We start from the raw sequence: 11,602 nt of genomic DNA on the forward strand, positions 1-11,602 counted from the left end.
GGGCAACATAGGCCCGGCACGCTGGCGTAATGAAGATGATGCGGACCGCCCTCACCCTTAGCTGCACCGTGACGCTGGCCCTTGCCGCGCCGGCGCTGGCCCAGACCGACGACCTGGCGGCAGCGCTCGCCTTGCCCACCGCCAGCCAGATGGCGGGTGCGCGCGACGTGCCGCGCTTCGCCTGGGTCGAGAACCGCGCCGGCACGCGTAACCTCTGGGTGGCCGATACGGGGCAAAAGGCCCGGCAGGTGACGCATTATGCCGAGGATGACGGCATGATGCTCTACGACCTGGCGCTGAGCCCGGACGGACGGCGCATCGCCTTCGTGCGCGGCGGGGACGACGAGTTCCCCGACGGCAAGATTCCCAATACCGCCTCGGCAATCTCGACGCCGGGGCAGCAGGTGTTCGTCGTTGAAGAGGGCGGAGATCCCTTGGCCGTAGGAGACGGACACCTGCCCATCTTCTCGCCCGACGGGCAGCGCATCGCCTTCACCCGGCGCGGCGAGCTGTGGCTGTGGCAGGGCGGCAAGGCGGCGCGGATCGCGACGGTGCCCGGCGAGGTGACCGACCTGAAATGGACGGCGGACGGCCGCAAGCTGCTCTTCGTCGACAATCGCAACGACCATGCGTTCGTCGCGCTGCTCGACGTGGACGGCGGCAAGCTGACCTATATGGAGCCGGCGCTCGGCTATTCGGTCGAGCCGGCACTGTCGCCCGACGGCACGCAGGTTGCCTATATCCAGTATCTCGACCCACCTTCGGGCGCGGCGCGGGACGGCGGCCCCTATTGGTCGCTCCGGGTCGCCGATGCGGCGACGGGCAAGGCGCACACGGTCTGGACCGCGCCGCAGGGCATGGGCGGGCGTTATTACGGCACGCGCCAGCATAATCTCTACTGGAGCAAGGCTGGCCAGCTGCTCTTCCCCTGGGAGCGGACCGGCTTCCTCCATGTCTATGCGATCGATGCGGCCAGGGGCGGCGAGCCGCGCGAGCTGACTCCGGGCAAGTTCGAGGTCGAGACCTTCCTCCTCGGCGCCGACGACGTGGTGACCTTCGCCGCCAATGCCGACGAGGCCGACCGGCGGCATTTCTGGCAGGTGCCGGCGAATGGCGGCGCGGCAAAGCGGATCACCGATGGCAAGGGCAGCGAGAGCCTGCCGCTCTTCGCCGGCGGGCAGCTCGCCGGCATCGGCGCGGATGCCAGCCACCCGGCGCATCCGGTGCTGGCCAAGGCGCTGGCGCCGCTGGGTGAAGTCGCCGAGCTGAAGGGCGCGATCGAGCCCGAGGCGGTGACCTATGCCGCTGCGGACGGTGTGACCGTCCATGGCCAGCTGTTCCGTGGGCGCGGCAAGGGTCCGCGCCCGGCGCTGATCTTCGTCCATGGCGGGCCGCGCCGCCAGATGGTGCTCGGCTTCCACCACAGCCAATATTATTCGAACGCCTATGTGATGAACCAGGCGCTGGCGGCGAAGGGCTATACGGTGCTCTCGGTCAATTACCGCAGCGGCACCGGCTATGGACAGGCCTTCCGCGACGCCCCGGAGATCGCCCGCGACGGCGCCAGCGAGTATCGCGACGTGCTCGCCGGCGGGCGCTGGCTGGCGGCGCAGAAGGACGTGGCGCCGGAGAAGATCGGCATCTGGGGCGGCAGCTGGGGCGGATATCTGACCGCGCTGGCGCTGGCGCGGAACAGCGACCTGTTCAAGGCCGGCGCGGACTTCCACGGCGTCCACACCCTGCTCCGCAATGTCGACAACAGCGTCGCGCCCGACCGGCAGGCGGCGGTGCGCCAGAAGCAGTGGGAAAGCTCGCCGATGGGATCGATCGAGACCTGGCGCTCGCCGGTGTTGCTCGTGCACGGTGACGACGACCGCAATGTCGACTTCGGCCAGTCGCTGCTGCTCGCCCGCGAGCTGTTGGCCCGCCGCATCCCGCATGAGGAGCTGGTCTTCCCCAATGAGCGCCACGAATTCTTCCGCTATGCCGACTGGCTCACCGCCTATCGCCGCACCATCTCCTTCTTCGACGGACATCTGAAATGAGGTGGCTGATGGCAGTGGCGGCTATGGCCGGAGCGGGCAGTGCACAGGCGCAGGAGCGCGCGACGCTGATCCACGGGGCGCGGGTGTTCGACGGCACCGGCAAGCCGGCGAAGATCGCCGACGTGCTGATCGAAGACGGCAAGGTCGCGCGGGTCGGCAGGAAGCTGCGCGTGCCCGAGGGCACCGAAGTCATCGACGCGACCGGGATGACGCTGATCCCCGGGCTGCACGACCTGCACATCCATACACGGCGCGAGGCGTTTACCGACGCGGCGTCGCTCCATCGCTTCTACCTGCCCTATCTGCGCGCGGGCGTGACCAGCGTGAACGAATTCTCGGTCTCGGGCGCGATGATGGCCGGGATCCGGGCGCTGCAGGCCGATACGCCGCGCCTCACCCTGGCGGTGCGGCTCGGCGTGCCCGACGGGCATGGCACCGAGAGCCAGTTCACCAATTCGATCACGATCCAGGTCACCACGCCGGCCGAGGCGCATGCGGCGATGGCCGGGGCGCTGGTGTTCAAGCCCGACATGGTGAAGGTGTTCAACGACGGCTGGCGCTATGGCGACCCGGACCGGCCCGACCGGCCGAGCATGGACGAGCCGACCCTGGCCGCGATCGTCGCGGATGCGCACAAGGCGGGCATCAAGGTGCTGACGCACACGGTGACGCTGGAGGGCGCCAAGATCGCTGCGCGGGCGGGCGTCGACTCGGTGGCGCATGGGGTGGGCGACGCGCTGGTCGACGACGAGCTGATCCGCCTGATGAAGAAGCACCGCATGGCCTATGTCGCCACGCTGGCGACCTATGAGCCGCTCGAGGCGCGGGTGCTGGCGCCCGAGGAGCTCGCCTTGCTCACCCCCGAGCAGCAGGCGCGCGAGGCGGCGCGGCGGGCCAAAAGCGAGGCGATCGCGCCTTACGACAGCAGGCGCTGGTCGATCATGCGCGACAATATCCGCCGGCTTAAGGCGGCCAGGATCCGCATCGGCGTGGGCACCGATACCGGGATCGAGGGCGTCTATCCGGGCTTCGGCGCGCTGCGCGAGATGCGCATCCTGACCGAGCTGGGCTTCACGCCGGCCGAGGCGATCGAGGCGGGAACGAAGGTGAGCGCGGGCATCATGGGACGGAAGGACGAAGGCGTGATCCGCAAGGGCGCCCGGGCCGACCTGGTGCTGACCGGCGGCACGCCGGACGTGAGGTTCCGGGACCTGTATTCGGTGAAGCGGGTGTGGGTGGCGGGCAAAGAGGTTTCGCTGGACTGACTCAATCCTCTCCCGGAGGGAGAGGGGGACCGCCGCCGAAGGCGGTGGTGGAGGAACGCCGCAGGCGGTGTCGCCCGTGGCAAGCCCCCTCCACCGCCTTCGGCGGTCCCCCTCCCCCTCCGGGGGAGGATTTATGGATCACGCCAGATCCGCCGCCTTGTAGACTTCCTCGTCCAGCTCCCCTTCCCAGCGCGCCACCAGCGTGGCGACGGTGAGGTTCGCGCTCGCGCTGGGCACCGTGCGGGTCATGTCGAGCAACCGGTCGAAGGGCAGGACGAAGCCGACCACCAGAGCGGTCTGTTCAGGCGAGACGCCGACCGCGCTCAGCACCGCCGCCAGCATGAACAGCGAGGCCGAAGGCACCGGCGCCGTGCCGAAGGCAGCGAGCGCGCCGGTCAGCAGCACGGTCGCATAGACGGTCGGGGTCAGGTGCACGCCGAAGGCCTGGAGGGCGAACATCGAGAGCAGCCCGACATACATCGCGGTGCCGTCCTTGCCGATGCTCGCGCCGAGCGGCAGCACGGTCGAGAAGACCGGCCGGCCGATGCCGAGATTCTGCTCGGAGACGCGCATCGCCACCGGCAGCGTCGCGCCACTCGAAGCGGTCGAGAAGGCCACCGCCAGCGCATCGACGATGCCGCGGAAGAAGGGCAGCAGCGGCAGGCGGGCGACGAAGCGCAGGAGCAGGCTATGCACCACCAGCATCTGCAGCAGCGAGCCGAGCACCACCGCCAGTGCCAGCCAGCCGACATGGACGAACACCGCCGCGCCGTTCGCCGCCACCGCATTGGCGATCAGCGCGAACACGCCGAAGGGCGTCGCTTCCATCACCAGCCCGACGACGCGCAGAAGGACAGCGGAGGTGGACTGCAGCAAATTGGCGAAGGGCTTGCCCGCCTCCCCCGCCACCACCGTGCCGCAGCCGATCAGGATCGAGGTGAAGATCAGCGCGAGCATGTCGCCCTTGGCCAGCGCATCGAAGATGTTGGTGGGGATGATGTTGATCAGTTGCTCGTAGGGCGTGACCGGCTTGCCGAGCACATGCGCCTGGGCAGTGCCGAGCGGCGCGCCGATGCCGGGCTGGACGATCGCGGCGACCAGCATGCCGATCGAGACGGCGATGAAGGTGGTCAGCGCGAACATGCCGACGGTGCGCCCGCCCAGGCTGCCGAGCCGCTTGGGATCGGCGAGCGTGGTGATGCCAGAGGCGATCGTCACCAGCACGATCGGCGCCACCAGCATGCGGATCGCGCGGACGAATAGGTCGCCGATGAACTGCACATAGGGCGTCGCCTGGGGCGCCACCAGCGCGAAGACCACGCCGAGTGCGAGGAAGGCGAGGACGCGCTTCCATAGAGCAATCGCGAACCAAGTTTTCATGCTACCCACCCCTCCACCGTGCTCCTGCGGAAGCAGGAGCCCAGAGCCCAAAACGATCCGCCCGTTGGCCTGGGCTCCTGCTTTCGCAGGAGCGCGGGCGGGCTCTTGTCTGTTAGCCGCACGTACCCGGCGTCGGCTTGTGCGCCAGCGCGCGGCCTGCGGCCTTGCCGGTCATCGCGCCCTTGTCGACTGCGACCACGCCGTTGACCACCACTGTCCGCACGCCCGCGGCCAGCTGCGCCGGATCCTCGTAAGTGGCGCGCGAGGCATAGGTCCTGGGATCGAACACCACGACATCGGCAAAGGCGCCGCTGCGCAGATGCCCGCGCCCGGTGAGCCCGAAGGTGTCGGCGGTCAGCGACGAGCTGCGCTCGATGAACTGGCGCAGCGTGATCACGTGATCGGTCTTCACGTACTTGTCGTACTTGCGCGCGAAGCTGCCATAGACGCGCGGATGGCCGCCCGAGGCGTCCGATCCGGTCATCACCCAGGGCTGCTTCATGAAGGCGGCGATGTCTGCCTCGCTCTGGTTGAACGAGACGGTGCCGGGATCGCCGATGCGGATCACCGCGATCGCGGCATCGACCGGCGCCAGGTTCATCTCCTTGGCGACGGCGTCGAGATAGCGGTTCTTGTACTTGCCCTCGACGATCAGCAGCTTGTCCGCACCGCCCCGCTTGCGCAGGTTCTCGACCATGCCGTCATGCATCTTCTGGGTCAGCGACGGATCGTCGAAGCGCTTGAGCAGCGCCGGGCGGCCGCCGTCCTGCGCCCAGAGCGGCACCAGCGAAGCGACCAGGCTCGTGCCCGATGCCGACCAGGGGTACTGGTTGGCGGTCACCTTCTCGCCGCGGGCGCGCGCGGCCTCGACCATCGCGATGATCCTGGGCGCCTGGCCCTGCACGTCGACACCGAGCGCCTTGATATGGCTGATATGCGCGGGCAGCCCGCCCTCGCGGCCGATGCGGATCGCCTCGTCGATCGCGGCGACCAGGCCGACCGTGTAGCTGCTCTCGTCACGGATATGGCTGTCATAGCTGCCGCCGCGCTTGCCGGCTTCCTTGGCAAGCTCGATGACCTCCTCGGTCTTGGCGAAGCTCTGCGGCGCATAGAACAGGCCGGTCGAGAGGCCGAGCGCGCCGTGGCACATCGCATCGGCGACCAGCCCCTTCATCCTGGCCATCTCTCCCAGCGTCGGCGCGCGATTGTCCTCGCCCACCACCTTCTCGCGGATCGCGCCGAAGCCGACCCAGCTCGCATAGTTGATGCCCACCGGCTTGGCCGTCGCACTGCCCAGCACCTTGGCGACATCGGGATCGCCGCCGCCGTCATTGCCGATGAAGGCGGTGGTGACGCCCTGCATCAGGAAGGCGGGGACCAGCCGCCTGGCCTGGTCGTCCGAGGCAAGGTCATCGCCCATATGCGTGTGCGGATCGATGAAGCCGGGAGCCACGATCATGCCCTTCGCATCGATCACCCGCGCGGCAACCACGTTGGCGCGCTTGCTTACCGAGACGATGTGATCGCCGCTGATCGTGACATCGCCGATGAACGGCGCGTCCGATCCGGTGTAGATCGTGCCGCCACGGATCAGCAGATCGACCTTCTGCGGCGAGGCCGGCGCGGCGGCGCCCAGCGAGATGGCGGCGATCCCCAGCAGCAGCGCGGTCTTCATCATGTTCCCCAAAATCCCGGAAGTGGCGGATAGAGCGTGCCATCGCGATCCTCGATACCGCCCGGGCGATCCTTGGCGAGCCAGATGGGACCGTCAAGATCGACGAAATCGGACATACGGGCGATGTGCAGCGCCGCGGCGATCGACAGCGACGAGCTGACCATGCAACCGGTCATCAGCCCGAGCCCGCGTTCGCGAGCGGCCTGCGCGAGCTTCAGGCCTTCGGTGAGGCCGCCGGACTTGTCGAGCTTGACGTTCACCACCTGATAGCGGCGTGCGATCACCTCCAGTTCCGCGCTGGTGTGGATCGATTCATCCGCCGCGATCGGCACCAGCGGGCGGAACGTCTCGAGGCAGGCGTCGATCTCGGCGGCGACCGGCTGCTCGAGCAGGTCGACCTTCAGCTCGGCCAGCACCGGCTGCATCGCCTCGACCAGCGTGGCGTCCCAGCTTTCGTTCGGATCGACGATCAGCCTGGCATCGGGCGCGCCGGTGCGGACCGCGCGGATCTGGGCATCGGGCAACCGCGCGTCGACCTTCACCTTGAGCAACGGCACATGGGCGAGGCGGCGGGCGGCACAGCCCATCATCATCGGCGTGTCGATCACGATGGTCAGCGCGCTGGCGATCGGGCCCGGCTCGGGTGCCCCGATCAGCGCCGCCACGCTGGTGCCCGCCAGGCGCGCCTCCAGGTCCCAGAGCGCGCAATCCATGGCGTTGCGGGCGGCACCGGCCGGCAGCAGCGCCAGCAGCTCCTCGCGCCCCGCCCCCGCTTCGATCGCCGGGCGGATGCCCTCGATCGCGGCGCGCGCGCTCTCCACGCTCTCGCCATAACGGGCATAGGGCACACCCTCGCCCCAGCCCTCGACATCCCCCGCATGGATCGTGACCGTGACCACATCGGCCTCGGTCTTCACCCCGCGCGAGATGCGGAAGGGCCTGGTCAGCGCGAAGCGGTCGTGGCGGACCGAGAGGGTTCGCTGCATAGCAATTCGTCGATGATCGCCTCGACCCCGAAGGCGATCGGATCGGTGCAGGGAAGGCCGAGCTCGGCCTCGATCTGGCGGCACAGCGCCAGGGCCTCGTCCTTCTCCATACGGGAGGTGTTGAGGCAGACGCCGACGGCGCGGACGTTCGGGCTGGTCAGGCGCGCGGTCTGGAGGTTGGCCTCCAGGCATTCCTTCAGCCCCGGCAGCGCCCGGCCCGGAAGGCCGCGCATATGGCTGCGGCTCGGATCATGGCACAGCACCAGCGCCTCGGGCTGGGCGCCGTGGAGCAGGCCGGTGGAGACGCCGGCGAAGCTCGGGTGGAACAGCGAGCCCTGGCCTTCGATCACGTCCCAGCCGCCGTCGGTGCGCTCGGGCGCCAGCGCCTCGATCCCGCCCGAGATGAAATCGGCGACGACCGCGTCGATCGGCACGCCCGATCCGGCGATCAGGATGCCGGTCTGGCCGGTGGCGCGGAAATCGGCCTTCTCGCCCCGCGCCTTGAGCGCATCGGCGAGCGCGATGGTGGTGTACATCTTGCCGACCGAGCAATCGGTGCCGACGGTGAGGATGCGGCGGCCGGCCCGGGCATAGCCATTGCCGACCTTCATGTCCGCCGGCGGATCGCGCACGTCAAACAGCTGCAGGTTCTTCTCCCTGGCCAGCGCGGCCAGCTCGGGCACGTCGCGCAGCCGCTGGTGCAGGCCGGCGGCGATGTTCATCCCCGCATTGAGCGCGGCCATCGCATCGCGGACCAGGTCGCCGCCCATGACGCCGCCCGAATTGGCGATGCCGAGCACGAGCGTCCTCGCCCCCGCCGCCGCGCCTTCCGCGATGGTCATGCGCGGCAGGCCGAGCGTGAGGGTGGAATCGTCGTGGCGGAACTCGCCCACGCAATCACCCCGCCGGAACTCGGCGAGGCCGCGCGACGTCTTGATGCCCACGAAATCGGTGCTGTGACCGAGGTAAAGGAGGTAAGGTGCCGGTATCATTGGGTGATAACGCTATCGCCCCGCCACCGGCACCGCGCATAGCGAGTGCGCCGCTCGGCATAGCCTGTCGTTATGGCACGTGCCTGCGCGCCCTCAGGCGTCGATCACCTTGGCGAGCGTCTTGAGGAAATCGGTGGCCAGCGCGGTGGGCGGCCGGTTGAGCAGGAACATCGCATGGACGTCGAAGGTGAGCTGCGGCTTGAGCGGCCGCATCGACAGGCCGGGGACGAGCGAGGCCTGCGCCGTGAAGCTGTCGACCACCGTCATCCCCACCCCCTGCGCGACCAGCGCGGTGGCGATGTAGAAGGTGCGCGCCGAGATCACCTCGTCGAGATCGAGCTCGAGCCGCGCGCATTCCTGGCTGAACAGCTGGCCGATCGGGCCCGAATTGGCGAGGCTGATGAACGGGCGGCCGCGCAGCCGGTCCAGCTCGATGCGCGGCGGCGCGTCGGGCATGTCCTCCTCACGGTAGAGCACCACCAGCTCGCCCTCGCCCAGCCAGCGATGGCCGATCGGCGCGGCGTGGGGCACCTCGTACGCGATCGCGACATCGGTCTCGCGCTCATAGAGCTTCCGCAGCAGGTCGTCGTGATGGACGGTCTGCAGGTCGAAGCGCACGCCCTCGTGATTGCGCATGAAGCGCGAGACGGCGGTAGGCAGCGCGTTGAGCGCCAGGCTCGGCAGCGCCGAGATGCGCAGCATGCCGCCGGCGCCGCGCTTCAGGTTCCGCCCCGCCTCGCGCAGCGCATAGACGCGGTCCTGGATCTCCGAGACTTCGGTGAACAGCGTGTGCGCGTCCTCGGTGGGGACGAGCCGGCCATTGGTGCGGTGGAACAGCTGGAAGCCGAGCAGGCTCTCGGCATGGCGCAGCATCTTGGAGACCGAGGGCTGCGACACGTTGAGCGCGCGCGCCGCCCCGCTCACCGAGCCGTTCACATAGACGGCGTGGAAGATCTCGATGTGCCGCAGGTTCATCGCGTGCAGAGTATAGCGGTTTGCGAAAAGCGAAAGACCCGGATTGGGGCAATTGTCCCATTGCCTTCGTCATCCCCGCGAAGGCCGGGGTGACGGTCGTTGTTAACGGCGATGGCGGCCGAGAACTATCCCCCCGGCGTGAACTCCGCGACCAGGTCGTAGCGATCGCCCGGGAAGGTCTGGCGGACGAAGGTCACCGCCCTGCCGGTCCGCCAGGTCCAGCGCTCGACCTGGAGGCAGGCGGCATGCGCGTCGAGCTTCATCCGCTTGGCCAGCGGCCCGCCGGCCGGGACCGCGCGGATGCGGTGACGCGCATCGGTCCAGGGGACATGGTGGAGCAGCCAGGAGCCGGGCGCCTCGCTCTCGAACGTATCGGCGCGCGGCACCGGCACGGTGTCGAGCGCGATCAGCCGGCGCTCCATCGCGAAGGGCTGGCCGCCGGCGAAATGCACGCCCTCGATCAGCAGCGCCGGCGCCGGGATGCCCGAGACTTCGATATCGGCATCGCGATTGACCACCCGGCAGGTGTCGAGCTCCCAGCGATATGCCTCGCCGCGCGCCGCGATCAGTTGGGCGAGGTCGGGCACTTCGAGCACCGCGGCATGAACCTGGGGATGCGCGACGAACGAGCCGACCTTGCGGCGGCGCTCGATCAGCCCGGCATGGGCGAGCCGTTCCAGCGCCTTGCTGACCGTGGCGCGCGCGCAGCCATAGTGCGCGACCAGCTCATGCTCGAACGGGATGCGGTCGCCGGGGCGCAATTCCCCCGAGCGGATGCGCTCCTCGATGTCCGAGCGGATGCGTTCCTGCAGCGTCACCCGAGCAGGCGCTCCAGGATTTTGTGATAATGATTAGCAATAACCTCGCCCGCGCGGTGCCTGCCGCGAACGACTTGCAACTGGCCGGCACGCCAGACGCAGTCGATCGCACCGGCGCGGCCGGCGAAGATCCAGCGATCGAGGATGGTGTCGGCGGAAGCGCCGGCGAAGCTCGGATGGTCCATGTTCAGGCTCACGATATCGGCCGGCGCGCCGGGCGCAATACCGGTCGCGACGCCCAGCGCCTGGCCCGCCCCGGCAAGCGCCGCGCCGAACAGCGTCTCGCCGACCGATGCCCCCTCCGGTGAAAGGATCGCGCGGCGGCGCAGCGACAGCCGCTGCGAATATTCGATCGAACGCAGCTCGTACGCGGCGTCGATCTGGATGTTGGAATCGGTGCCGGTGGCGATCCGCCCGCCCGCCGCGAGATAGGCCTCTGCGGGGAAGATGCCGTCGCCGAGATTGGCCTCGGTGACCGGGCACAGGCCGGCGACCGCGCCCGACCGGGCCAGCCGGTCGGTCTCGGACGCGTTGAGGTGCGTCGCGTGGATCAGCGTCCAGCGCCGGTCGACCCCGGCATTGTGAAGCAGCCACTCGACCGGCCGCGCGCCACTCCATTGCTCGCAGGCCTGGACTTCCTTGACCTGCTCGGCGGCGTGGATGTGGATCGGCCCGTCGGTGAGCGCGGTGACGGCCGCCAGCTCCTCGGGCGTGACGGCGCGCAGCGAGTGCGGGGCGACGCCGAGCACGGCATCGGCGGGAAGCTTCGTCCGGCTGGCCTCGACCAGCGCGGCGAAACCGTCGATGTCGGAAATGAAGCGGCGCTGGCCGGGCTTGGGGTCCTTTCCGCCGAAATCGCTGTGCGCGTAGAAGACCGGAAGCAGCGTCAAGCCGATGCCGGTCTGCTCGGCGGCGTGCACGATCGCGCCGGCGGTCTCGGCCGGATCTGCATAGCGGGCGCCGTCCACGTCATTGTGGAGATAATGGAACTCGCCGACCCGGGTATAGCCGGTCTCGAGCATCTCGACATAGGCCTGGGCGGTGATCGCAGCGATGTCGTCGGGGGTGAGCCGGTCGAGGAACCGGTACATGATCTCGCGCCAGCTCCAGAAATCGTCATCGGGCCGCCCGCGCCGCTCGCTGAGCCCGGCCATGCCGCGCTGGAAGCCGTGGCTATGGACATTGCCGAGGCCGGGGATGGCGACACAGTGGCGCTCGGCCTCGGGAGTGGGGTCGGTGCTCGGGAGGATCTCCGTAATCCGCCCGTCCGCGATGCGCACGGTGACGCGCTCCGCCCAGCCGGTGGGGAGTAACGCGGTTTCGAACCAGAGATCCATGCCCAGCTTTCCTCATAGCCGTCGCCCCGCCACCATTTCCGTCATCCCGGCGAAAGCCGGGATCTCAGGCGATGGCGGGTAAAGAGCCGCACCAGATCCCGGCTTTCGCCGGGATGACGGTTGAAGTGT

At 69.0% G+C, this 11,602-nt stretch carries 9 protein-coding genes; 2 read left to right on the top strand and 7 right to left on the bottom strand.

Features of this window, described 5'->3' with window-relative positions:
* Positions 1–29: 29 nt before the first annotated feature.
* Complete coding sequence (locus ACEN8G_RS14080) at positions 30–2,045, top strand: alpha/beta fold hydrolase (protein WP_413415864.1); 2,016 nt, start codon at positions 30–32, stop codon at positions 2,043–2,045.
* Between the two features lie 8 nt (positions 2,046–2,053).
* Positions 2,054–3,310: an amidohydrolase family protein gene (locus tag ACEN8G_RS14085; RefSeq protein ID WP_413415865.1), complete on the top strand. Its 1,257-nt coding sequence runs from the start codon at positions 2,054–2,056 to the stop codon at positions 3,308–3,310.
* A gap of 138 nt (positions 3,311–3,448) precedes the next feature.
* Here ACEN8G_RS14085 and ACEN8G_RS14090 read toward each other — a convergent pair whose 3' ends face one another.
* The 7 genes from ACEN8G_RS14090 to ACEN8G_RS14120 form a co-directional block, all read right to left on the bottom strand.
* Entirely contained in the window at positions 3,449–4,690 is a 1,242-nt protein-coding gene (locus ACEN8G_RS14090; protein ID WP_413415866.1) for a dicarboxylate/amino acid:cation symporter, read from the bottom strand.
* Positions 4,691–4,802: 112 nt separating this feature from the next.
* Positions 4,803–6,368 (bottom strand): N-acyl-D-amino-acid deacylase family protein, encoded by a 1,566-nt coding sequence (locus ACEN8G_RS14095; protein WP_413415867.1) that lies wholly within the window; start codon positions 6,366–6,368, stop codon positions 4,803–4,805.
* Entirely contained in the window at positions 6,365–7,351 is a 987-nt protein-coding gene (gene dgcA / locus ACEN8G_RS14100) for an N-acetyl-D-Glu racemase DgcA (protein WP_413415868.1), read from the bottom strand. The genes ACEN8G_RS14095 and dgcA overlap by 4 nt, the downstream gene beginning before the upstream one ends.
* A complete protein-coding gene (gene dgcN, locus ACEN8G_RS14105; protein ID WP_413415869.1) occupies positions 7,309–8,343 on the bottom strand; it encodes an N-acetyltransferase DgcN in 1,035 nt (344 codons plus the stop codon). Before dgcN ends, dgcA begins: the two co-directional genes overlap by 43 nt.
* A 93-nt stretch (positions 8,344–8,436) precedes the next feature.
* Positions 8,437–9,318, bottom strand: a complete 882-nt coding sequence (locus ACEN8G_RS14110; RefSeq protein WP_413415870.1) for a LysR family transcriptional regulator — start codon at positions 9,316–9,318, stop codon at positions 8,437–8,439.
* Positions 9,319–9,443: 125 nt separating this feature from the next.
* The gene (locus tag ACEN8G_RS14115) at positions 9,444–10,136 is read right to left on the bottom strand and encodes a UTRA domain-containing protein (RefSeq protein WP_413415871.1); all 693 of its coding nucleotides are present in this window, start codon (positions 10,134–10,136) and stop codon (positions 9,444–9,446) included.
* Positions 10,133–11,473, bottom strand: a complete 1,341-nt coding sequence (locus tag ACEN8G_RS14120; RefSeq protein WP_413415873.1) for a formimidoylglutamate deiminase — start codon at positions 11,471–11,473, stop codon at positions 10,133–10,135. The genes ACEN8G_RS14115 and ACEN8G_RS14120 overlap by 4 nt, the downstream gene beginning before the upstream one ends.
* Positions 11,474–11,602 lie beyond the last annotated feature (129 nt).

The organism is Sphingomonas sp. Sphisp66 (assembly GCF_047324325.1).
GTDB lineage: Bacteria > Pseudomonadota > Alphaproteobacteria > Sphingomonadales > Sphingomonadaceae > Sphingomonas.